This window comes from Stenotrophomonas sp. YJH_SMC_4 (genome assembly GCF_059371575.1).
In genome coordinates this window covers 39,693-62,998 of the sequence record NZ_JCAFUR010000012.1, presented here as the reverse complement: position 1 = coordinate 62,998, position 23,306 = coordinate 39,693, and the positions used below count along the sequence as shown (strand labels likewise).

Annotated in this window: 23 protein-coding genes; all 23 read right to left on the bottom strand. The window is 68.9% G+C overall.

Annotation, left to right across the window (positions count from 1 at the left end):
* Positions 1-28: 28 nt before the first annotated feature.
* Positions 29-3,367, bottom strand: a complete 3,339-nt coding sequence (locus tag AC5P9F_RS15790; protein ID WP_274849963.1) for an ankyrin repeat domain-containing protein — start codon at positions 3,365-3,367, stop codon at positions 29-31.
* Positions 3,360-3,620 (bottom strand): YcgL domain-containing protein, encoded by a 261-nt coding sequence (locus tag AC5P9F_RS15785; RefSeq protein ID WP_005411593.1) that lies wholly within the window; start codon positions 3,618-3,620, stop codon positions 3,360-3,362. The genes AC5P9F_RS15790 and AC5P9F_RS15785 overlap by 8 nt, the downstream gene beginning before the upstream one ends.
* Before the next feature lie 160 nt (positions 3,621-3,780).
* A complete protein-coding gene (locus tag AC5P9F_RS15780) occupies positions 3,781-4,221 on the bottom strand; it encodes a hypothetical protein (protein WP_043034448.1) in 441 nt (146 codons plus the stop codon).
* 62 nt (positions 4,222-4,283) lie between these two features.
* Entirely contained in the window at positions 4,284-5,522 is a 1,239-nt protein-coding gene (locus tag AC5P9F_RS15775) for a beta-ketoacyl-ACP synthase (RefSeq protein WP_005411595.1), read from the bottom strand.
* On the bottom strand, positions 5,522-6,253 hold the full coding sequence (locus tag AC5P9F_RS15770) for a 3-ketoacyl-ACP reductase FabG2 (RefSeq protein ID WP_262101820.1): 732 nt from the start codon (positions 6,251-6,253) through the stop codon (positions 5,522-5,524). Before AC5P9F_RS15770 ends, AC5P9F_RS15775 begins: the two co-directional genes overlap by 1 nt.
* Positions 6,250-6,705, bottom strand: a complete 456-nt coding sequence (locus tag AC5P9F_RS15765) for a hotdog family protein (protein WP_005411597.1) — start codon at positions 6,703-6,705, stop codon at positions 6,250-6,252. The genes AC5P9F_RS15770 and AC5P9F_RS15765 overlap by 4 nt, the downstream gene beginning before the upstream one ends.
* Positions 6,702-7,886 carry a beta-ketoacyl-[acyl-carrier-protein] synthase family protein gene (locus AC5P9F_RS15760; RefSeq protein WP_005414864.1) on the bottom strand — a complete coding sequence of 395 codons (1,185 nt, stop codon included), beginning with the start codon at positions 7,884-7,886 and terminating at the stop codon, positions 6,702-6,704. Before AC5P9F_RS15760 ends, AC5P9F_RS15765 begins: the two co-directional genes overlap by 4 nt.
* Positions 7,883-8,440, bottom strand: coding sequence for a DUF3261 domain-containing protein (locus AC5P9F_RS15755; protein ID WP_005411599.1), 558 nt, complete (start codon positions 8,438-8,440; stop codon positions 7,883-7,885). Before AC5P9F_RS15755 ends, AC5P9F_RS15760 begins: the two co-directional genes overlap by 4 nt.
* Entirely contained in the window at positions 8,428-9,678 is a 1,251-nt protein-coding gene (locus AC5P9F_RS15750; RefSeq protein ID WP_032967071.1) for an NAD(P)/FAD-dependent oxidoreductase, read from the bottom strand. The genes AC5P9F_RS15755 and AC5P9F_RS15750 overlap by 13 nt, the downstream gene beginning before the upstream one ends.
* 52 nt (positions 9,679-9,730) lie before the next feature.
* On the bottom strand, positions 9,731-12,106 hold the full coding sequence (locus AC5P9F_RS15745; RefSeq protein ID WP_049459616.1) for an MMPL family transporter: 2,376 nt from the start codon (positions 12,104-12,106) through the stop codon (positions 9,731-9,733).
* Positions 12,078-12,701: a LolA family protein gene (locus tag AC5P9F_RS15740; protein ID WP_181453350.1), complete on the bottom strand. Its 624-nt coding sequence runs from the start codon at positions 12,699-12,701 to the stop codon at positions 12,078-12,080. Before AC5P9F_RS15740 ends, AC5P9F_RS15745 begins: the two co-directional genes overlap by 29 nt.
* 2 nt (positions 12,702-12,703) lie before the next feature.
* Positions 12,704-13,135: an acyl-CoA thioesterase gene (locus AC5P9F_RS15735; RefSeq protein ID WP_005411603.1), complete on the bottom strand. Its 432-nt coding sequence runs from the start codon at positions 13,133-13,135 to the stop codon at positions 12,704-12,706.
* Positions 13,122-14,672, bottom strand: a complete 1,551-nt coding sequence (locus AC5P9F_RS15730; protein ID WP_049417928.1) for an HAL/PAL/TAL family ammonia-lyase — start codon at positions 14,670-14,672, stop codon at positions 13,122-13,124. The genes AC5P9F_RS15735 and AC5P9F_RS15730 overlap by 14 nt, the downstream gene beginning before the upstream one ends.
* Positions 14,662-15,603: a lysophospholipid acyltransferase family protein gene (locus AC5P9F_RS15725; protein ID WP_495231997.1), complete on the bottom strand. Its 942-nt coding sequence runs from the start codon at positions 15,601-15,603 to the stop codon at positions 14,662-14,664. The genes AC5P9F_RS15730 and AC5P9F_RS15725 overlap by 11 nt, the downstream gene beginning before the upstream one ends.
* A gap of 1 nt (position 15,604) precedes the next feature.
* On the bottom strand, positions 15,605-16,375 hold the full coding sequence (locus tag AC5P9F_RS15720; protein ID WP_495231996.1) for a glycosyltransferase family 2 protein: 771 nt from the start codon (positions 16,373-16,375) through the stop codon (positions 15,605-15,607).
* Positions 16,365-18,050 carry an ApeI family dehydratase gene (locus AC5P9F_RS15715; RefSeq protein WP_005411607.1) on the bottom strand — a complete coding sequence of 562 codons (1,686 nt, stop codon included), beginning with the start codon at positions 18,048-18,050 and terminating at the stop codon, positions 16,365-16,367. Before AC5P9F_RS15715 ends, AC5P9F_RS15720 begins: the two co-directional genes overlap by 11 nt.
* Entirely contained in the window at positions 18,043-18,594 is a 552-nt protein-coding gene (locus AC5P9F_RS15710; RefSeq protein WP_005414874.1) for a COG4648 family protein, read from the bottom strand. Before AC5P9F_RS15710 ends, AC5P9F_RS15715 begins: the two co-directional genes overlap by 8 nt.
* A 22-nt stretch (positions 18,595-18,616) precedes the next feature.
* The gene (locus AC5P9F_RS15705; protein ID WP_005411609.1) at positions 18,617-18,874 is read right to left on the bottom strand and encodes an acyl carrier protein; all 258 of its coding nucleotides are present in this window, start codon (positions 18,872-18,874) and stop codon (positions 18,617-18,619) included.
* A 17-nt stretch (positions 18,875-18,891) separates the two neighbouring features.
* Positions 18,892-19,149 carry a phosphopantetheine-binding protein gene (locus tag AC5P9F_RS15700; protein WP_005411610.1) on the bottom strand — a complete coding sequence of 86 codons (258 nt, stop codon included), beginning with the start codon at positions 19,147-19,149 and terminating at the stop codon, positions 18,892-18,894.
* Positions 19,136-19,933, bottom strand: a complete 798-nt coding sequence (locus tag AC5P9F_RS15695; RefSeq protein WP_005414875.1) for a lysophospholipid acyltransferase family protein — start codon at positions 19,931-19,933, stop codon at positions 19,136-19,138. The genes AC5P9F_RS15700 and AC5P9F_RS15695 overlap by 14 nt, the downstream gene beginning before the upstream one ends.
* Positions 19,926-20,669, bottom strand: coding sequence for a beta-ketoacyl synthase chain length factor (locus tag AC5P9F_RS15690; RefSeq protein ID WP_005411612.1), 744 nt, complete (start codon positions 20,667-20,669; stop codon positions 19,926-19,928). The genes AC5P9F_RS15695 and AC5P9F_RS15690 overlap by 8 nt, the downstream gene beginning before the upstream one ends.
* Positions 20,670-20,886: 217 nt before the next feature.
* Positions 20,887-21,900 carry a cytochrome d ubiquinol oxidase subunit II gene (gene cydB, locus AC5P9F_RS15685; RefSeq protein WP_005414876.1) on the bottom strand — a complete coding sequence of 338 codons (1,014 nt, stop codon included), beginning with the start codon at positions 21,898-21,900 and terminating at the stop codon, positions 20,887-20,889.
* 1 nt (position 21,901) lies between these two features.
* Positions 21,902-23,299: a cytochrome ubiquinol oxidase subunit I gene (locus AC5P9F_RS15680; protein WP_024957719.1), complete on the bottom strand. Its 1,398-nt coding sequence runs from the start codon at positions 23,297-23,299 to the stop codon at positions 21,902-21,904.
* Positions 23,300-23,306 lie beyond the last annotated feature (7 nt).

Below are 23,306 nucleotides of genomic sequence, written 5' to 3'. Positions count from 1 at the left end.
CCGTGGGAAAGGGATCCGACCCCGATGCTCAACCGTTGTCGCGCAGGAACCGCGCCATTGACGAGACACCCGGCACGCGCGGTTCAAACTCGCCGGCCACGTCGATGAAGCCACGCATCACCGCGATCTCGCGCGGGCTGCGGTTGAGGCTGTCGCGCGCCTCCGGATCGGCACCAGCGCGCAGCAGGCGCTGCACCAGCAGCGGCAGGCCGTGCAGGGCCGCGAGGTGCAGCGGTCCAAAGCCGCGCGGATCACGCACCTCAAGGCTCACGTCTTCGTCCAGCAGACGTTCCACCGCAGCCATCACCACCTGTTCGTCGCAGGCGGTGCCGGGCTCGGCGCGTGCGCCCAGCAGCAGCAGCAGCGGCGTGACCGCACCGGCCGCGGCCTGGTCCGGTTCGGCACCGGCCAGCAGCAGGGTGTCGAGCAGGGCGAGCAGGCGCGAGCGGTCGCGGGCACTGAAGCCATACAGCGCGGCACAGTGCAGTGGGCCCAGCTGCTGGGCGTCACCGGCGTGCACGTCGGCACCGGCGGTGAGCAGGCGGGCAACGATGTCCGGCAGGCCCAGCGCGGACGCCAGCATCAGCACGGTCACTCCGCCCGGCAGGCGGTGTTCCAGCTTCGCGCCAGCGTCGAGCAGGGCCGAGACGATGTCCACCTGGCGCATGCTGACCGCCGCCGACAGCGGCGTGGCACCACTGGCCGCTGCATGCTGCGGATCAGCGCCACGCGCCAACAACAGGTCGGTCACCGCCAGATGGCCACCGCCGGCGGCGCGCAGCAGCGCGGTGCAGCCCTGCGCATCAACCGCATCGACGGCGAAGCCCAGATCGATCAGGCGGCGTACCGCATCCACGTCACCGGCCATTGCGGCGGCCGGCAGATCGGACTCGCGCAGGGTGCGGCGCGGCAACGGCCACACCCGCCAGTCCAGCCAGTCGGCCAGATCGCGGCGACCAATCGACAGCGCCACGCCCAGCGGCGTCTGGCCATCGGCGGCGCGTGCTTCCGGCGAGGCACCGTGCTGCACCAGCAGCTTCAGCGCGCCTTCGCGGGCCAATGCGGTGGCCAGATGCAATGCGGTCATGCCATGGCTGTCGCGCGCTTCGCGATCGACGCCCGCCTTCAGCAGCGCCTGCTGCAGGCGCAGCCAGCCCAGGCGCACCGCCAGCGACAACGGCGGATCACCGGCCGGCGAAGCCGCGAACGGATCGGCGCCACGCTCCAGCAATTCCAGCGCCAGCTGTTCCAGGCCACGGGCGGCCTGGTCGTGCTGCGCACAGGCCGCCAGGAAGCGCGCCAGGCCACCGCGTCCGGCCGGCGACAAGCCACGCTGCAACATCACCTGCAACGCCGGCACCGCATCGATTCCGCGCGACAGCAACGCGAACATCGGCGTATCGGAACAGGCGTCGCGCACGTAGGGATCGGCGCCGTGGCCCAGCAGCCAATCCACCGCGCGCGGCTCCAGCGCCAGCTCGGGGTCGAGCAGCAGGCCGCCCAGTTCTTCCGGCTGGCACAGCTTGGCCAGCGCGGCCATGCCTTCGGTGTTGCCGAAGCCCAGCGCCTCGCGCAGCAGGGTCAGCGGCGGGCGGTCCGGCAGCAGGCCGCTGGCACTGGCGGCTTCGCCACGCTCGGCCAGGCCGTCACTGACCGCGGCCGGCAACGGATAGGACGGATCCAGCAGGGCGACAATCGCCCAGCGCCCGGCTTCGGCAGCGTAGTCCACTGCACGGCGACCGACCGGATCGGTCGCGTCGGCGGCGATGCCCAGCTCCACCAGGCGCTTGACCAGCAACGGCGAGACATCCTCTGCCATCACCGCCAGCTGCACTGCGTTGCGCCCTTCGCCGTCGACGGCAACCAGGTCCGGCTTGTGCGGCAGCAAGTGTTCGACCACCGCGGCGCGCCCGGCACGGGCGGCTTCCAGCCAGGGCGTACGCCCCAGTGCATCGCGTGCTTCCAGGTTGGCACCGGCGGCCAGCAGCACGCCGATGATTTCAACGTGGCCGGCCAGCGCCGCCTCGTGCAGCGCGCTGCGGCGCTGGCGATCACGCGCGTCGGCACGCGCCTTGTGCTTGAGCAGCAGCTGCACGCCAGCCGGATCGTCGTCTTCGGTGGCGGCGGCGGCCAGCAGCACCGGGGTGCCCTCTGCCGGTTCGCTGCGCGCACCGCGTTCGAGCAGGAAGCGGGCCAGACGCCAGTTGCCGACCTGGCAGGCCACGGCCAGCGGCGACCAGCCCTCGTTGTTCAACGCATCGACTTCGGCGGCGGCATCGCGCAGCAGCGCGGCCACGCCCGGGTCGGAACTGCGCGCGGCATGGTGCAGCGGGGTGTTGCCATCGCTGTCGGTGGCACGCGAATCGGCACCGTTGGCGAGCAGGGTCATCACGGCTTCGGGGCGGCCATGCCAGCTGTCGCGGGTGGCGGCCAGCAGCGGGGTCATGCCCCGGTGCGGCGCGTTCACGTCAACGCCGCGGGCAATCAGTTCGCGCAGCAGGCGCAGGTCCGGCAGCACCGCCGCCAGCACCGCCAGGCTGCGCTGGTCGCGCCAGTTCGGGTCGGGCAGCGCGTACGGATCGGCGCCGGCCTGCAGCAGCTGCAGGCCGCGGTCGATGCGGCCGTGGCGGGCGGCTTCATACAGGGCCGGGGTCAGCTCCTGCGGAGCCATCGCCTCCAGCGGCGCGGTCTCGGCCGCGGCAGCGAACATCGGTTCGTGTTCTGCGCTGGACGTCGCCATCGGGCTGGGTCGCAACGACACCAGCGGCGCCGGCGCGACCCGCTGCAGCAGCAGGTGCAGCATGGGAGACACCACCACCACGGCCAGCGCAGCGGGCCAGCGGGCGCTCTCCGGCAGCAGTCCCGGCCAGGCCGGCAGCACCACCAGCGCGGCCAGCGCGATCACCAGCGCCGCCACGCCGAGACCGCGCCAGGCGGTCAGGTCGCGACCGGCCAGCGCCTGCCAATGATGGGCCAGGCGGCCATCAAGCCGTTCGACATCGTTCCACAGCGGCCAGGTGCGCCAGGCAGCGAGCAGGCCGGCACTGACCAGCACGCTCAGGCCCAGCACCGCCGCAAGGCTGCCGCTGTCACGCAGCGCCGCCAGCGGCCAGGCCAGCAGCAGCGCCAGCAGCAGCGGTGCGGCCGCCCACAGTGCCAGCAGCGCCGGCAGGTCCTGGCGTGCAACCACCTTCAGCGGTAGCAGCGCACGGCTGCGCCGCCACCACGATACGCCCAGCGCGAACGCCGGTTGCGCCAGGGCGGCGAGAATGGCACCGGCAACGCCGCCCACGGCAGCACCCAGTGCCAGCACGGCGCCCACGGCGAAGGCGATCGACAGGGCGCGCGGACGGGAGGCGTCAGTCATAGTGGCGCGGCATCAGGCTGGCCACCGACGGCGGCACCTGCAGGTAGAACCCGCGCTCGCTCATGTCACTGCGAACCTTGTCCGGGTCGGCCTGGGCCAGGCGACGCTGGGCATCCAGGGCCACGTCCAGGACGAAGGTGAGCGCACCCAGCGAGGTGAGCAGCGGCGCAGGCAGCGCGCTGAAATCATCGCGTCGGGGAACGTAGACGTAGGTGTCAGGCTTGAGTTGGCTTTTATAGACGTAGGCGTGCATGTCCGCGGGACGATAACCCGGGAAGAGCCATGATTGTGTCGGAAAGCCGACACCGGGGAAAGCCGTCGGCCGACGATGGCGGCGTGATCGACGGCGTTTCCCCGACGGGGTTCAGCAATGTGGCGGCGGCGTTCAGGCAACGCCGCTGCCCTGCGGTCGCTTACTTGACCTTGGCGTAGGTGCCCTTCAGCGCCACGCCAGCGAGGATCGTACCGGCATAGCATTCGTAGTTGGTGCTGCTCTTGAACTCGTTCTTCTTGTAGTAGCTGACGATGTCGACCACCGCGTTGGCACCGCGCGACTTGGCGCCGTCCTGCAGTGCGCGCAGCGCCGACAGCGCGACCCAGCGGCAGGCCTCGGCATCGCTCTTGTTGGCGGCGTTGGTCTTCTTGTTGGTCACGTCCTCGCCCAAGCGCTGCTGCACGCTGACCGGCTGGCCGGCCAGGTAGAAGCGCACGCTGCCGTCGATGCCGGCGTCCCGGGCGGCCTGCGAGGTGATCAGCTCCTGCAGGGACTGCTCAACGCGGGTGTCGCGGGCGGAGGCGGTGGAGGTCAGGGCCAGCAGTGCAGTGGCCGTGGCGATCATCAGGGTGCGGCGCATCGGAACATCTCCTTGTCGGGGGTGCGGGTGGGTTGAGGAAAAAGGCGGGATGGGACGGTGGATCATTCGCTCCAGCGGCGGAACACCAGCGAGGTGTTGATGCCGCCGAAGGCGAAGTTGTTGCTCATCACGTACTCGGCCTGCAATTCGCGGCCCTGCCCGGTGATGAAGTCGAGCTGGCCGCAGCGCGGGTCAACCTCGGCCAGGTTCAGCGTGGGGGCGAACCAGCCGGCACGCATCATCTCGATGCTCAGCCAGGCCTCGAACGCACCGCAGGCACCGAGCATGTGGCCGACGTAGCTCTTCAGCGAGCTGATCGGTACGCGGCTGCCGAACACCTGCGCGGTGGCCTGGGTCTCGGCGATGTCGCCGTGATCGGTGGCGGTGCCGTGGGCGTTGACGTAGTCGATCTGCGCCGCCTCCAGGCCCGCATCCTCCAGCGCCAGGCGCATGGCCTGGGCCATGGTGTCGGCGCTGGGCTGGGTGACGTGCTGGCCGTCGCTGTTGGTGCCGTAGCCGACCACCTCGGCAAGGATGGTGGCACCGCGCGCCTGCGCGTGCTCCAGGTCTTCCAGGATCAGCGTGCAGGCACCCTCGCCCAGCACCAGGCCATCGCGGCCGGCATCGAACGGGCGCGGCGTGGTCTGCGGCGCGTCGTTGCGCACGCTGGTGGCGAACAGGGTGTCGAACACCGCCGCAGCGGTAGCGTCGAGCTGCTCGGCACCACCGGCGACCATCACCGTCTGCTTGCCGCTGCGGATCGCTTCATAGGCCGCGCCCACGCCCTGGCTGCCCGAGGTGCAGGCGCTGGAGGTGGTATAGACACGCCCGGACAGGCCGAAGAACACGCCGATGTTGACCGGCGCGGTGTGGCTCATCATCTTCAGGTAGGTGGTGGCGCTGATGCCTTCGGTGGTGAACTCGTTGAGCATGCGCCCGAACTCGCCGGTGGCTTCGTGGCTGCCCGACGAGGAACCATAGGCCACGCCGGTGCGACCGCTGCGCAGCACCGGGTGCTCGTGCAGGCCAGCTTCGCGCAGCGCCACTTCGGTGGCACGCACCGACATGATCGCGACCTTGCCCATGGAGCGGGTGGTCTTGCGGTTGTAGTTCGGCGGCAGCGCGAAGTCCTGCGCCGGCGCAGCCAGCTTGGTGTTCAGCCCGGCATAGACATCCCACTCGGGCATCGCGCGCACCGCGTTGCGGCAGCTGCGCAGGTGCGCCTCGATGGTCGGCCAGTCATGGCCGAGCGGACTGATCGCGGACGCACCGGTCACCACGACGCGACGATCGGTGGCCATCAGAGCATGCCCCCGTTCACCGAGATCACCTGGCGGGTGATGTAGCCGGCCGATTCGGACAGCAGGAACGCCACCGTGGCCGCCACTTCGTCGGGACAGCCGACGCGGCCGGCGGGAATCAGCTTGAGCGCGTGTTCGATCACTTCATCGTTGAGCATTTCGGTCTCGATCAGGCCCGGGGCCACGCAGTTGACGGTGATCTGGCGGCTGGCCAGTTCCAGCGCCAGGGCCTTGGTGGCACCGATGATGCCGGCCTTGGCGGCACTGTAATTGACCTGCCCGCGGTTGCCGGCCAGTCCGGACACCGACGACAGGGTAACGATGCGGCCCGGCTTGCGCCGCCGCACCATCGGCATGATCAGCGGATGCAGCACGTTGTAGAAGCCATCCAGGTTGGTGTGGATGACCTGGTCCCAATCCTCCGCCGACAGTGCCGGGAAGGCGCCATCACGGGCGATGCCGGCATTGCAGACCACGCCGTAGTACGCGCCGTGCGCTTCGACATCGGCCTCCAGCGCGGCGCGTGCGGCCTCGCGGTCGGCCACGTCGAACATCAGTACGCGGGCCTGCTGGCCCAACGCGTGGATCTCGGCCACCACGGCCTGTGCCTCATCCAGGCGGCTGCGGCAATGCACCACCACGTCGAAGCCATCGCGCGCGATGCGCAGCGCGATGGCCCGGCCGATGCCCCGGCTGGCGCCGGTCACCAGCACGCTTCGATTCCCTGTCATGCCTGTCCACTCTCCAGATAGGCCATCGCATCGGCCGGTTCGAATACCGACACGTTGGCTGTCGCCCATTCGTCCTCGCCCGCCAGGATGCGGCAGGCGAACATCCCCAATCCATTGTCACCCAACAGCTCGCAGCGCGCCTGTACACGCAGCCGCGAGCCGCTGGGGAAGCTGCAGCGCGCGCTGTTGTAGCGGCGGCTGCCGAGCAGGAAGCCCAGCTGCGGCGGCTTGCCGGCTGCACGCGCACGGCAGCCGGCCCAGGCCGCGATGGCCTGTGCCATGTATTCGATGCCCACCCAGGCCGGCACTTCGTGGTTTTCCACGAACAGGCCGGCCTCGGGCACCACCAGTTCCGCCTCGATGGTGTCCTGGTCCCAGTGCGTGATGCGCTCCAGCAGGCACATGTCCTGGCGGTGCGGTACCACCTCTTCAATTGCATACAGCATGTTCATCGACGCTCCAACGCCAGCACGGCATTGCTGCCGCCGAAGGCGAACGAATTGCTCAGCACCCGCCGCGGTGCCTGCGCCAGGCGGGTGGCTGGTGCGACCAGCGGCAGTGCCGGCAGCGCGGGGTCTGCCACGCCGTCCCACCAGTGCGGTGGCAGCTGCTGCTGCGGGTTCTCGGCCAGCACGATCCAGCACAGTGCAGCTTCGATCGCGCCTGACGCACCCAGCGTATGGCCGGTCAGGGGCTTGGTCGAACTGGCCCGAATGCCGTTGCCCAGCACCTGCGAAACCGCCAGGCTTTCCATCGCATCGTTGTGCCCGGTGGCGGTGCCATGCAGGTTCACGTAGTCCACTTCATCGGCCGCCCAGCCGGCGCGCTGCAGCGCCTGCTGCAGGGCATCGATGGCACCCAGGCCCTGCGGATCGGGGGCGGACATATGGTGAGCGTCGGCCGATTCGCCCCACCCGGCCAGGCACACCGGACCCGGCTCGCGGGTGAGCAGGAACAGCGCGGCGCCCTCGCCGATGTTGATACCGGAGCGGTGCTGCGAGAACGGATTGCAGCGCAGGGCCGACACCGATTCCAGCGCGCTGAAGCCGGCCACGGTGAAGCGGCACAGCGAGTCCGCGCCGCCTGCGATCACGGCGTCGACGATACCGGCTCGCAGCATGCGTGCAGCCGACATCAGCGCCTTGGCACTGGACGAGCAGGCGGTGGACAGGGTCCACGCGGGCCCCTGAGCGCCGCTGCGCTGGCGCACGAACTGCGCGGCAGTACCCATTTCCTGCTGGGCGTAATCGAAGCCCTGCGGCCACTGGCCCTGTTCGGCGTGGGTGCGCAGGGCCTGCTCGGATTCACCGATGCCCGAGGTGCTGGTGCCCAGCACCACCGCCACGCGCTCGGCGCCATGGCGGGTGATCGCGGCGGCCACCGCCGGAGCGATCTGCGCCAGTGCCACGTCCAGCAGGGCATTGTTGCGGCCGCGCAGGGCCACCGGCAGTTCCTCCAGCGCCGGCAGTGGCGTGCGTACTTCTCCCAGCGCCAGGGTGCGCCCCGGCAACAGGCTGTCGTTGTCACTGAGCCCGCCCGGCACGTCGGCGAACATCGCCGACGCGACAGCGGCGCGGCCATCGCCGAGCGCGCAGACCACGCCCAGGTCGTTCAGGTAGATCGGTGCACTCATCGGTCCTGTCCGGCCATGTCGATCGATTCGATGCGCAGCGCATAGCCTTCGGCACGGTTGTCCAGCTGCACGCTGCCATCGTCCAGGCGCTGCAGTTGCAGCCACACCGTGCCATCGCGCGACAGGCTGCGCTGCTGGCCGTCGTCGCTGACCTGCCAGTCGGACGGCAGCGCGGCGGCGATGGCCGCGGTCGGCCACAGCGCGAACTGCAGGTCATCCAGCACACGCTCGGCACGTACCTGCGGCGGCAGCCACGGCGCGCGCTGCTGGGTCAGCTGCTGGCCGTCCCACTGCAGGCGCACGCCGGTCTGGCCCATCGCCTGCACCGCCAGCTGCACCTGCTGCGCGTCGGCCTCCAGCAGCGCGTCGAGGTCGCGCTCATGGCTGCCGAAGCGGAAATGCAGCTGCTGTTGCAGGGCCAGCGGCGCCGGCAGGCTGGCCGGCGACAGCCGCAGCGGCGGCAGCTCCACCTGGGGCTTGGGCATGCGCCCGGCACAGGCGGCCAGCAGCAGGCACAGCAGCAGGGCCGCAGTACGGAAGATCAGGCGCTGCACAATTCCTCCAGCACGCGCATGCGGCGACCACTTTCATCGGCCACATACGGATTCTTGGTGTCCCAGGCGTAACCGGCCAGGATGGAGCTGATCATGTCGCGCACTTCGGGTTGCTGCTGCGGGTGGTAGATGATCTTCTGGAAGCCGCCCTGGTACCAGCTTTCCACGAAGCGGCGGAAGGTCTTCACGCCGGCGCGCAGCGGGATCGAGAATTCAGCTTCCCAGTCGACGGTTTGGCCGGCATAACGGCGCTTGAGGCACTCGCTGGCCAGCTGCGCGGACTTGAAGGCAATGGTCACACCGGACGAGAACACCGGGTCGAGGAACTCGCCGGCGTTGCCCAGCAACGCGTAGCCGGGGCCCCACAGCGAGCTGACATTGGCCGAGTAACCCGTGATGCGGCGCACCGGCAGCACCGCCCATTCGGCATTGGCCAGCAGGCGGGTCAGGTTGGGGTCCTCGCCGACGATGGCCTGCAGCTTCTGCAGGTCGTCGCCTTCGTAGCGCTCGAAGAACGACGGCTCGGCGACCACGCCCAGCGAGCAGCAGCCGTTGGAGAATGGAATCGTCCAGTACCAGACGTCGATGTGTTCGGGATGGGTGGTGATCAGGATCTTGTTGCGGTCGAAGTCGGCTTCGGCCGGAATGTTGTCGCGCACGTGGCAGAAGATCGCGCCGCGCACCGGGAAATTGGATGGCGATTCGAGCTGCAGCAGGCGCGGCAGCAGGCGCGCGAAGCCCGATGCGTCGAGGATGAAATCGGCCTCGATGCGGTATTCGCTGCCATCCGGGCGGCGCACGCTCACCGCAGGCTGTTCACCGGGTTCGACCGACAGCACTTCATCACCGAAACGCAGCGTGGTTCCCATGCGCTCGGCGCCGCGTGCCAACACGTTGTCGAAGTCGGCGCGCTGCACCTGGTAGGTGGTACCCCAGCCCGGCGAGAACTTCTTCCGGAAGTCGAAGGCAGTACGCGCTTCACCGTGCACGAAGGCCGCGCCGTTCTTGTACTGGAAGCCAGCCTCGACCACATCCTGCAGCAGCCCGGCTGCTTCGATGTACTCCATGCTCTGCGGCAGCAGGCTTTCGCCGATGGAGAAGCGCGGGAACTGCTGGCGCTCCAGCATCAGCACCTGTCGGCCCTGCTGGCGCAGCATCGCCGCGGCCACGGAGCCGGCCGGGCCTGCGCCGATGATCAGGATTTCAGTGCGTTCGACAGCATCCACAGCAGTACTCATCGGGGCGTCCTTGTTGCTCGATCAGGGGAAAGAAGAAAAGCGGAAGGCGGACTCAGGCCGGCGGCAGGTCATGCGGTGGCGGCCGGAACAGTGGCGAGATCAGCCAGACCAGGCCGATGCCGAACAGCAGGGTCAGGCCGAACGCGCGCAGCGCCGGGGTCTGCGACAGGCCCAGCAGGCCGAACGACAGCCAGGTGCTGGCCGCACCCACGCAGACCGCCAGCCATGCGCTGGCATCGCCACGGTGTTCGATCAGGAAGATGCCGTAGTCGATGCCCATGCCCAGCAGCAGCATCAGCGCCAGCACGTTGAACAGCTGCAGCGGCTGGCCGAACAGGCCCAGCAGGCCCAGGGTCAGTGCGCCGGCAATCAGGGTGGGGGCAAATACGCGCCAGGCCTGGCGGCGGTAGCGCAGCCACAGCGCACCGAACACCAGTGCGATGCCGACCAGCAGCAGCCCGCCCATCAGCTTGCGGTAGTGGCCCAGCAGCTTGGAGAAATCGGAGGTGCGGTCTACCCAGCGCACGCCGGGCAGGCCTTCGGCGGCACCCTCCAGCGTGGCCAGGGCATCGGCGCGCGACAGGTCATCGACCATCACCACGCTGATCATCTGCCCACCGACTTCACCCACCCACAGGTGGCGGAACGGCTGCGAGGCCGGCGAGGCAAGGAAGGCTTCGGCGGTGAGCGGCGCGGCGGCGAACTGCGGTCGCTGCAGCGGCTCGCCCACCGCCTCGGACACGGCCGACAGCACGCCGGGTTCCACCTTCGCGGTCAGCGCAGCATCGGCCTGCTGGCGCGCCGGCGACGGCAGCCAATCGCTGATCGCGCGATAGCCACCAATGCGCTTGTCGGTGGCCAATACACGCAGGCGCTCGGTCAGTGCTTCCTCGCGCTGCAGCAGCTGCGCCGCATCGGCGCCCTGCACCAGGTAGAACTGTGCCGGGCTGGGCATGCCCAGCAACTGGCTCAGGCGGATCTGCTGCGCCATCAACGCCGGCGGCGAGGACTGCAGGCTGCGCAGGTCGTCGTTGCTCTGCAGGCGCACGATGCCGATGGCAGACAGTGCCAGCGCGACCACCACGAAGACCGTCACCGCGCGGCGGCCATGCAGCCGCGGGAAACGCTCCAGCGTATTGCCCAGCCACTGCGAGAAGCGGGTCTGGCGGATCTCGCCACCGTCGAGCCACGGGAACCAGAAGATCACCGTGAGGAAAGCTGCGGCCAGGCCCACCACCGAGAACAGTGCCATCTGGCGCAGGCCGGGGAACGGGGCCAGGCCCAATGCCAGGTAGGCCAGCGCACTGGTCAGCAGGGCCAGCCACAGGCCGGGCAGCAGATGCCGCAGCAGTTTCCAGCGACGATCGGCCGGTTCGGCCTGGCGCGAGGCGAACCAGTGAATGCCGTAATCCTCGGCCACGCCCACCAGCGACGCACCAAACACCAGGGTCAGCACGTGCACCTTGCCGAACACCAGCACGGTCACCGCCAGCGCCACGCCACAGCCGATCAGCAGCGAGGCGGCCACCAGCAGGATCGGGCGCAGCGAGCGGAATGCCAGCCACACCAGCAGCAGCACCGCCGCCAGCGACCCCCAACCGATGGTGTTGATCTCCTGGTTGGCCTGCACCGCGGCGGCCTCGGCATGCAGCGGCACGCCGGCATGCAGGATTTCAAGCTCAGGCGCCGCCGCCGTGGCGGCCTGCCCGGCACGTTCCAGCAGGCCATCGAGGTGGCGCTCGCCATCCAGCTGGAACGCCGAGCCGGGCGTATCGAACTGCAGCACGGCCCAATGCCTGCCCTCGGCTTCAAGCAGGCCGTCATCGCCCAACCGCAGGCCCGAACCCTGCGCCTGCTGCTGCCACCACTGCGGCCACAGCGACAACGGATCCTGGCGCCATTCAGTCAATCGCGGCGCACCCATCGGGCCATACAGCGCAGCCAGCGCCTGCTCGGCCAACACGCCCGGTTCGCTGCCCTGCAACTGCTCGCGCTGGGCCGGTGTCAGCAGGCGGTCGCGGTACGGCGCGTAGAACGCGCGCGCCTCGTCAAACCAGCCTTCGATCGAGCCGCTGGGTACCAGCAAGGCGTGGTCGGCATCCTTGGCCATGGCCGCCGCAAAGGCCGCCTGCGCGCGCTTGGCAGCCGCGCTGTCCTTGCTGCCGAGCAGCACCACGACCTGCCGCGAACTGCCATCGGCAATGCGCCGGGTGACGTCGCTCAACAGGCGGTCGTGCGCATCCTGCGGCAGCAGGGCGAGGATGTCGGTGTCGATCCGCGATTGCTGGCTCCACAGCTGCCACTGCTGTGCGCCCAGCGCCAGCAGCACCAGCAGCCAGGCAATGCCCAGCCAGTGCCACCAGCGCCGCAACCGGTCCGGTGCGTTCGATGCCACGGCCTCACTCAAAGCGGCGGGCCTCGTCGGCATTGAGCGTGGCCGGCGCCTCGCTCAACGCGCTGAACTGGATCTGCGTGCGGTCCTTGTTGGCCTCGACGATCTCGACCTGGCGCACGTAGCGGTCGCCCTGCAGGGTCAGCGATTCGAAGGCCTTGGCCAGCATCGCCGACTTCGGCGTCAGGCGCAGCCGCCAGCCCTGCCCTTCACGGCTGGCCGCCACGTTGAACTGGCTGGACAGTGCCTGCACGTCGCCACTCATCAACGCGAACATGATCGCATTCACCGAACGCATCGCCGGCTGCTGCCGCGCGTCCAGTTCGACGCGGGTGCTGCCATCACGCTGCCGGCTGAGGATGCGATCGGCGGTGACCACTACTTCCGAGGGGAACGGCTTGAGCGTGGTCCAGATCACGCCGCGCTGGCGCGCGACCACGAACCGGCCCTGCGAGCGCAGCGGGTTCATGAAGCCACTCACCTGCTTTTCCTGGCTGAACTGGCCACGCAGCACATCCGGCCGCGCCACCGCCTGGGTAATCGCATCGATGGCGGGGTCGGCCGCCTGCACGCGCGGCGCGGCAACGAGCATCAGCGCGCACAGCAGCACGCTCGGAAAACGGGCAAGCATAGTCACGGCGCAGGCACTCCCAGGCGTTCCCACAGTACCGGCGGGCACTGGTACAGCATTTCCTTGCTGGCCGCGTCCACCGCGACCTGGATGGTCATCGCCCGGGTCAGCACCTGGCCGCTTTCCGCATCGAGGATTTCGTACTCGATCTTCAGCCGGTTCTCCCATTCCACGATGCGCGCGACCACGCGCAGCGCCTGGTTGAACAGCAGCGGGCGCACGTACTTCACCCGCGCATCGACCACCGGCCACAGGTAGCCCGATTCGAGCATCTGCGGGTAGTCGTAGTCGTAGCGACCGAGCAGCGCGCAGCGCGCGATCTCGAAGTACTTGAAGTAGTTGCCATGCCAGACCACGTTCATCGGATCGCAGTCATGGAAGGCGGGGGTCAACGCAATCTCGCCAACCCGTTCGATAGCCTCATTCACCGGCATACAGCTCCCAACGTTGCGCGCGGATCTCCACCAGCAGTTCCCGCAGTTCGCGATCCAGCGCGCGGTCTTCCTCGACCAGGGCGATGCGCTGCCCCAGGTCGGCGTACATGTCGGCCAGACTGCCATGCAGCTGCGCATTCAGGCCAACCCGTTCGCGCAGGGCCAGGCCCTGGCGCGCGGCGATCAGCATTGCCGCCACCACCTGTTCGGTCAGCTCGATCACCCGCAGGCAGTCGCGCGCGGCGATGGTGCCCATGCTGACCTTGTCCTGGTTGTGGCATTCGGTGGAACGCGAGAACACGCTGGCCGGCATGGTCTGCTTCAGCGCTTCGGCAGTCCAGGCCGACACGCTGATCTGCAGTGCCTTCAGGCCATGGTTGATGGCCGCGCGCGGACCGGTGGCCGCCGACAGGTTGGCCGGCAGGCCATGGTTGTAACGGGCGTCCACCACCAGCGCCAGCTGCCGGTCGAGCAGATCGGCAACGTTGGCCACGGTGTTCTTCAGGGTGTCCATCGCCAGCGCGATGTGGCCCCCGTAGAAGTGGCCGCCATGCAGGATGCGCTCGCCGTCGGCGTCGATCAGCGGGTTGTCGTTGGCGCTGTTCAGTTCGGTCTCGATCAGCTGGCGCAGGAACGGCAGGCTGTCCTCCAGCACGCCGATCACATGCGGTGCGCAGCGCAGCGAGTAGCGATCCTGCAGGCGCTGTTCATTGCGCGGCGGGCGCTCGCTGTGCAGGTCGCTGCGCAGGCGCGCGGCGATGCGGCCCTGGCCCGGGTGCGGCTTGGCGGCGAACAGGGTTTCGTCGAAGTGGTGCGCGTTGCCGTCGCTGGCCAGCACGTTGAACGCGGTCAGGCGCGTAGCCATGCGTGCCAGGTAGTCGGCGCGCTGCCAGGCCAGGCAGGCCAGGCCGGTCATCACCGCGGTGCCGTTCATGATCGCCAGGCCTTCCTTCGGCCGCAGCTTCAGCGGGGTCATGCCGATCTTCGCCAGCACGTCCGCCGCCGGCTGCACGCGGCCGTCGTGCAGCACCTCGCGCTCGCCGCACAGCACCGCCGCCACGTAGGACAGCGGCGTCAGGTCGCCACTGGCACCGACCGAGCCTTCGGCCGGAATCATCGGCAGCACGTCGTGCCGCAGCAGCGTGGCCAGGCCTTCCAGCAACGGCAGGCTCACACCGGACATGCCGCGCACCAGAGAGGCCAGGCGCGCCGCCAGCACCGCACGGGTCTCGACCGGGTCCAGGTAACGGCCCAGGCCGCAGCCATGGTAGGTGTACAGGTGGTGCGGCAGTTCAGCCACCAGTGCCGGTGGGATGTTCACCGTGCACGAATCGCCATAGCCGGTGGTCACACCGTAGATCACGCCATCCTCGCGCAGCAGGCGGTCGAGGAAGTCGGCACCACGCTGGATGTGGGCGCGGAATGCCGGCGCGTCGCTCAGTGCGGCCTCGCACTGGCGCTGGGCCAGGGCAACCACGTCTTCGATGGTCAACGGTGCATCGCCAAAGCGGCACGCGGGTACGGCGTCAGTCGTCATGCGGAGCCTGATCCCAGAAGGGGAAGAAATTGAACCAGTCCAACGGGGACTGGATGACCTGGAGTTCCAGCCAGCGCGCGAAGCGCTGTGCCTGTTCGGCCAGTGCCGCATCGCGTGAGCCGCGCGGCAGCACGATGCGTTCGGCGAACTGTTCGAATGCCACGCGGTAGCCCTCGCCCTGGTGCAGGCAGGCCATGGTGTAGACCGGGCAGCCCAGTGCGGCGGCGAGCACATAGGCACCGATCGGGAACGGGGCGCGGTGGCCAAGGAACTCGGCGGTGACGCTGCGTCCGCCCTGCACCGGCGTGCGGTCGCCGACGATGGCGACGAAGCCCCCCGCCGCGACGCGCTCGGCCAGCATCACTGCCGTGGCCGGGCCCATTTCGGTTACCTGCACCAGTTCCACCGCCGCCAGCGGGTCCAGCCGTTGCAGCAGGCGGTTGAAGCGCTGCGCATGCGCGGTGTGCACCAGCACGGTGATGCGGAACCCCGGCACCTGTTCGGCCAGCACCTGGCACAGTTCCAGGCAGCCGATGTGCGCGGTCAGGATCAGCCCGCCTTCGCGGCGCGCGATCTTCTCCAGCACCAGGTCGCGATGCAGGTGGATGCGTTCGGCCGGATAGCGCCCGCCCAGGCCGAGGATCTTGTCCAGCATCGTGTCGGCGAAGGCGAAGAAGTGGCGCAGGCTGTCGCGCCGGGTCGGCGCACGGCCCAGCACACCGCTGTGTGCCTGCAGGCGCTGGAGGTACTGCATGGAGGCCTGGCGGCCGACGCGGTTGCCCAGCCAGTGGCAGGCCACCACCGGCCACACGCACAGTCGGAACGGCCAGCGCCCGAACCAGCGGTGCACCCAGCACAGGAACAACACGCCGGCCACCGACGTCGATTCGCCGATGTCGGCCCAGTGCGGAGCGCCCTGCGCGGCCGCCATCTCAGCGCTGCCCCCGCAGGCGGCGCCACAGCAGGCGCGGCGCGCGCCAGAGCATGCCGAAGAACAGGCGGGTATGCATGCGGCTGATGCGCACGTTGTCACGCCACACATCGAAGTGCGACACGCCATCGGCGGGATAGGTCACGCGCGTGGCCAGGTGCTCGACCGGCAGCTGTCGCCAGTACAGGCGCACCATCACCTCGGTATCGAAATCCATGCGGCGGCCGATGGTCTCTTCACCGATCAGGCGCAGCACCGGCGGCAGCGGATACACGCGGAAGCCGCACATGGTGTCGCGCAGGTGCAGCGACAGCGTGTTGATCCAGACCCAGATATGGGTCGCGTAGCGTCCGTACAGGCGCGCCTTCGGAACACTGGCGTCGTAGGCCGGGATGCCGCAGATCACCGCACCCGGGTGCGTACGCGCCGCCTCGACGAAACGCGGCAGGTCGGCGGTATCGTGCTGGCCGTCGGCATCGATCTGCAGCACGTGGCTGTAGCCACGCGCAGCGGCCTCGGCAAAGCCGGCCAGCATCGCCCCACCCTTGCCCTGGTTGATGTCCAGGCGCAGCAGGTCGACGCCCTGGCGCTGTGCCAGCGAACGCAGCACCGTCGCGCACGGTTCATGCGAGCCATCGTCGACCAGCAGGCACGGCAGCCCGGCGGCCTGCACGCCGTCGACCACCGCCGCGATGGCGTGCTCGTGGTCATAGACGGGAATCACCACCAGTGGCGCGAACGCGGCACCGGCAACGGCCGGGTCAGTCCGCATCGGCGAAAACCACCTTGCCGCTGGCATGCACACCGTGGCTGGAGGTGTAGCGGAAGGCCAGCACATTGCGCGTGGCATCCCAGTCCAGCTGCAGGGTCAGCTCATCGCCCGGGCGGGCCACGTGCTGGAACTTCACCGCATCCATGCGCAGGAATCCGGCCGGCATGCTGAACGCCTGGCGGCCAAAACGCACGGCCCAGTCCAGCTGCGCCACGCCGGGCAGGATCGCCGCCTGCGGGAAGTGGCCCTGGAACGGCCTCAGCGCCGGGTCGAGGGTCATGCGCAACGTAGCGCTGGCAGCATCGCGCTGAACCCAGACCGGCACCGGCATGAGCGGCTGGAACAGCGCCGCCAGTGCCGCCTGGGTGACCTTACCTTGTGCATTGATCGGCAGCGCCTTCACCAGGCGCCAGCGGCGCGGCCGGGTGACCGCGTCATGCGCCTGTGCCAGGCGCGCGCCAAGGCGCTGGCCCAGCGCGCGGCGCGCGGCGTCACCGCCCTCCAGCAGCGCCAGGCTGGCCGGTACCACCACCGCTGCCAGCTGCTCACGCTGTCCTGGCAGGACCAGTACTCTCACATCGTCCACTTCGGTGTCTTCGCGCAGCGCGCGTTCCAGCGCATCCAGCGAAACGCGGCGCTCCTCGATCTTGACGATGCGGTCGGCACGGCCCAGCAGGCGGAAGCGGCCATCGGCCAACGCTTCCACGCGGTCCTGGGTGCGCCACCAGTCGAGGGTTTCCAGATGCGCCGAGGCGACGGCCAGGCAGCCATCCTCGATGCGCCACTGCACGCCCGGCAACGGCTGCCACGGTGGCAGGTCGGTATCCCAGCGGCGCCAGGCGATACCCCCGGTTTCGCTGCTGCCGTAAACCTCGGTCGGTGCCACGCCCAGCCATTGCCGTACCTGGCGTGCGGCTTCTTCGGGCAGCGGGCCACCGGAGGAGAACACCGCGCGCAGGCGGCCGTGCAGGCTGGCCCAGTCGAGCTGCTCGGGCAGGCGCTTGAGGTGGGCTGGCGTCGCCACCAGCACCGTGTCGGTACCGGCCAGCGCGCCCACCAGGTCTTCGTGGAAGAACCGGCGCGGATGGATCAGGCGGCCGGCGGCCAGCGGCCACAGCACCCGGAACAGCAGGCCGTAGATGTGCTGGTGGGACACCGTGCCATGCACCTGCACGCCTTCCAGCTGCGCGCCGAACGCAGCCTGCAGCGCATCCACCTCGCGCGCCAGCTGGTCCATGCGCTTGTTGATCGCACTGGGCTGGCCCGTGCTGCCGGAGGTGAACACGCACAGCTCGCAGGCGCGCTCGTCCAGCACCTGCAGTTCGCCGTCCACGCCAACGGTGGGGGCAACCAGCGCTCGGTAGTCGGCGGAAACATCGCCGGCAAAACCGCTCACCTGTGGCTGCAGCGCCTGCAGCGTGGCCGGCAGGTTGTCGGCAGCCAGGAACACCCGCTTGCCGGCATGCCAGGCGCCGAACAGCGCAGCAGCGAAGGCCACCGCATCATCGAAGTACAGGGCCCAGTCACGGCCATCGGCAGCAGCAAAGGCCGCACGCCAGGCCAGCACCCGCTGGCGGAAGCGGGCATGGTCGATCACCTCGCCATCGCACACGCCGATGCTGCGCTGCGGCTGCGGGTCCACCAGCAGCCGGTCCAGGGCAATCCACTCAGCCATGCGCGTGCGCTGCCTTGACCCGACGCCGCACCAGCCACTCACCTGCAAACAACACGCCCATCATCACGTACGCCAACAATCCGTTGTAGAGCATCCAGACCCGGTCCGACGCGTAAAGCGCGGTCAGCAGGGCCAGGCTGCCGTTGAGAACGAAGAAGCCACACCACACCTGGGTGACGCGGCGGGTATAGGCCACCGCGAACGCCGGCAGGTCCGGCTCCTGCAACCGCGCCAGGCGTTCCACCAGCGGCGGGCCGAAGCGCAGGCTGGTGCCGAACACCGCCAGCATCACCATGTTGACCAGCGCCGGATACAGCTTCAGCGGCAGGGCCTGGTTCAGCACGGTGGCCAACACGGCCAGCAGGCCGGTTCCCGCGGCGGCGGCCCACCACAGCGGCTGGCGCGTACTCAGCGCACGCAGCAAGGCCAGGGTGAACAGCAGCAGCGACAGCCAGCGTGGCTCGAAACGGCCCATCGCCAGGTACACCAGCACCGGGTAGGCCAGCGAGATCGCAGCCACCACGACCGTGCGTGCGCGTGCCATGGCGGAGCCGCCGGCGCTGCGGTCAGGCGGCTGCCTGGTCCGGCAGCAACCCATGCACGACATCGACGATGTCCTGCACGGTGCGCACGGCCTTGAACGCTTCCGGCTGCAGATTGCGGCCCAGCAGCGGCTTGAGCTGCACGATCAGGTCGACCGCATCGATGCTGTCGATATCCAGGTCGTCGTACAGGCGTGCCTCGGGGGTGATCCGAGCGGTTTCGATCTCGAAGCTGTCGGTCAGGATGCTGACGATGCGTTCGAACAGTTCATTCTTGGTCATGGCAATTCCTGGCGCCGTTACGACTGGCGGGCGGCGACGAACTCGCCGAGCGCGCGCACGCTGGAGAAATGGCGACGGGTTTCTTCCGAATCGGCCGAGAGGCTGACACCGTACTTCTTCTGCAGCGCCAGGCCCAACTCCAGCGCGTCGATCGAATCCAGGCCGAGGCCCTCGACGAACAGCGGCGCGGTCGGATCGATGTCCTCCGGCGTGATGTCCTCCAGCGAAAGGGAGGAAATGATCAATTCCTTGATCTCGTGCTCAAGTGCTTGCACGGGGCGGCTCTCCAGACAGGTCGAAATAACGAGAAAGGTGCTCGGTAACGCGGCGTGCCGCCAAGGCATCCCCCCTTGGCGAGTCGTCTTCGGCCAAGAAAGGCGCGATCGGGATATCTTCGCCGATCTGCAGCCGAACGTGAAAGCGACGTGAGGGGACACGATACCACTTCTGTCCCTTGGTCAGGGTTGGCGGGCTGCAGGTGATCCGCACCGGGGTGACGTCGATGCGGCCCCGTACGGCGATGTTGGCGGCCCCGCGCTGCAGGCGCGGCGGCTGCCCGGGCACGCTGCGGGTGCCCTCCGGGAAGATGACCAGGGTGCCGCCGGCATGCACCGCGGCCACGCAGTCATCGACCAGGCCGGCGCCATCGTCATTGGAAATGTAGCCGGCGGCCCGTACCGGACCGCGCATGAACGGGTTGCAGGCCACGGCCCGCTTGACCACGCAGTCGGCGTTGGGAAGCAGCGAGATCAGGCAGACCACGTCGATCAGGGTCGGGTGGTTGGCCAGCACCAGCAGGCCGTCACGCTGCAGGCGTTCACCGCCCTCGATCTCGTAGGTCATCACCCCCAGCCCGCGCATCAGTCGCAGATGGCTGGCGAACGCGACCTGGACCACGCGCCGGGCGCGCCGGCGACGGGCCACCGGGTCCCGCATCAGCAGCAGTACCGGCATCACCAGGACGCCGAGCAGCAGCCCGCCCAGGCCAAACGCAACAAAGCTCAGGCCGGTGCCAAACACCCGCCAGGCGTGGTCGAGGCGGCGCGGCAGCTCACTCACGGCGGCCCCAGCGCCAGCGCTGGCCATGGGCCACGTGCTCCAGCGCTGGCGCGCCGGACAACAGGAAGCGATGCAGGTCCAGCGCGTGCGGCAGCAGGCCGGGCACAGTGCTGGCCTGGCCGTCGGCCGGCTGCCACTGCAGCGCCAGCGTCGGCCGGCCCTCTGCTGGCGCGGTCAAACGCCAGCACCAGGCGAAGAACGGGTCGGGTTCGTCGGCGAACGTCGCGTAAACCTCCGGTAGCGGCGACTCGTAGACCACCACCCGTACCTCGCGGGCGCCATCGGCAAGCAGGGCGACGGCCTCCAGGCACGCGGCTTCGACCGTTGCCTGGCCAGCAGCCAATGCCAGGTAGTTGCCGCGATGGCCGCGGGCGATTGAATACAGCGCGGCGATCGCGTTGTGCACCGACAGGCCAAATCCGGTGGGCGACAACGGCTGGTCGCCGACCAGCGCCCCCAGCAGGTCCATCGAACGTGCGACGTCGCCATGGCGGCTGGCGAACACCAGCGGCACGTCGCTGTCGGCCCCCTGCCCGTCCTCGCACCAGCACGCGGTCTGGATCGCCATGCGGCCCAACCGCTCGATGCGACGGCGTTGCATTGCCGGAACCTCTGCCAGTGCCGGCGTATCCCCGCCGTGCGGCAGGTACGGCGCTTCGGCCCAGCCCAGCCACTGGCTACGCTCGCTCAGGCCGGGCGCCCACGCGGCCCAGTCGACGATGGAGAATTCAATCATTTAGCGTTGGTGCTTCAACGGGAGAACGATAGGCACGAGCCATTACGGCGACGCGCGGCGGCCCCCCATTCCTGCAGCCGTGCGTCCGTCCAGGACGTCGCCGGCTGCCCCCCTGGCTGCCGGAAAGGAGCGCACGCTAGCACGTCCCGCCCGGGGTGTGCAGGTTTCACATTCCCCAACACGGGGCCCGGCACCGGCGGGCCCCGCCTTCAACCCATCAGTGGTAACCGGTGTCGGCGTGCACCTTGCCGCGGAACACCCGGTACGACCACGCCGTATAGCCGAGGATGACCGGCAGCAGAATGACCAGCCCGACCAGGGTGAAGCCCAGCGAGGAGGCCGGCGCGGCGGCCTGCCACAGGGTCATCGACGGCGGCAGCAGGTACGGCCACATGCCCAGCACCAGGCCAAGGAAACCAAGCACGAACAGCGCCAGGCTGAGCAGGAACGGCGGCAGGTCGCGGCGCGGATGGGTCGCACTGCGCCACAGCGCGGCGGCCACCGCCAGGGTCAACAGCGGCACCGGCGACAGCCACCAGAAGTTGCCGTCGCTGAACCAGCGCGCCATCAGCCGCGAATCGAGGAACGGCAGCCAGCTGCTGACCAGGCCCATCGCTGCGATCACCGCCACCACCAGCGGCCGGGTCATCTGCCGTGCCAGCGCCTGCACGCGGCCTTCGGTCTTCAGGATCAGCCAGGTGCTGCCCAGCAGTGCATAGCCGGCCACCAGCGCAGCACCGGTCAGCATCGCGAACGGGCTGAACCAGGCGAACGGCCCGCCCTGATAGACACCGTCCACCAGCGGGATGCCCTGCACCAGGGTGCCGAGTATCACGCCCTGGGCAAACGTGGCCAGCAGCGAACCGAGGCCGAACGCCACGCTCCACAGCCGGCGCGATCGATGCGCCTTGAAGCGGAACTCGAACGCCACGCCGCGGAACACCAGCGCCACCACCAGCAGCAGCACCGGCAGGTACAGCGCCGACAGCAGCACCGCATAGGCCTTCGGGAACGCCGCCAGCAGGCCGGCGCCACCCAGCACCAGCCAGGTCTCGTTGCCGTCCCAGATCGGCGCGGCGGTGTTCATCATCAGGTCCAACTGTTCCTCGTCCTCGGCGAACGGGGCGAGGATGCCGATGCCGAGCACGAAACCGTCCAGCACCACGTACATCAGCACGCCGAAGCCGATCACCGCGAACCACGCCACCGGCAGCCAGGTCATCAGGTCCATGTCAGCGCTCCTCCAGCGGTTCGTCTGCCGCCGACAGCGGGCGTGCCGGGGTGTGGCTGCCGTGGTCCAGCGACGGCCCATCATCATGTGGCCGCGGTCCGTGGCGCAGGATCTTCACCAGGTACCAGATGCCCCAGCCGAACACGAAGGCGTAGCCGACCACGTAGACACCCAGCGACAGCGCGGTCATCCACGCGCTCTGCGGGCCGACCGCATCAGCAGTGCGCAGCACGCCATACACCACCCACGGCTGGCGGCCCATCTCGGTGACGAACCACCCGGACAGCAGCGCGATGAAGCCGCTGGGCAGCATCCAGTTCCAGCCGCGCAGCAGCCACGGCGAATCCAGCAGCTTCCTGCGCCACAACTGGAACGCCGACACCCAGGCCAGCAGCAGCATCAGCGTGCCCAGCCCGACCATGATCCGGAAGGCGAAGAACACCGGCGTCACCGGCGGCCGCTCGCTGGACGGTACCGAAGTGAGCGGGTCGAAGGTGCCGTCCAGGCTGTGGGTGAGGATCACGCTGCCCAGCTTCGGAATGGCAACTTCGAAATCATTGCGCTCTTCCTTCTCGTTCGGCAGCGCGAACACCACCAGCGGTACGCCCTCGCCCTCCTTGGTTTCATGCCAGTGCGCTTCCATCGCCGCGATCTTCATCGGCTGGTGCTTGAGCGTGTTCAGGCCATGCATGTCGCCGACGAAAATCTGCACCGGCACGGTCAGTGCCGCGAACGCCACCGCTGCGATCAACATGCGCCGGCCCGCTTCCACGTGCGTGCCCTTGCGCAGGTACCACGCGCCGACGCCACCGATCACGAAACAGGTGGTGATGAACGAACCCAGCGCCATGTGCGCCAGCCGGTACGGGAACGAAGGATTGAACACCACCTGCCACCAGTCCACCGGATGCACCACGCCGTTGACCATCTCGTAGCCGGCCGGCGTATGCAGCCAGCTGTTGGACGACAGGATCCAGAACGTGGAGAACAGCGTGCCCAGCGCCACCATGCAGGTGGACAGGAAATGCAGGCGCGGCGAGACGCGGCCCCAGCCGAACATCATCACGCCGAGGAAGCTGGCTTCCAGGAAGAACGCGGTCAGCACTTCGTAGGTCAGCAGCGGGCCGATGACCGTGCCGGCCACCTCGCTCAGCCGTGGCCAGTTGGTTCCGAACTGGAAGGCCATGACGATGCCGCTGACCACGCCCATGCCGAACGACACCGCGAAGATCTTCTGCCAGAAGAAATACAGCTCGCGCCACACGGGCAACTTCGTGCGCAGCCAGCGCCATTCGATGAAGGCCAGCCAGCTGGCCGTGCCAATGGTGAAGGCGGGGAACAGCACATGGAAACTGATGACGAATCCGAACTGGATCCGGGACAACAACAACGCGTCCAAGGGACGC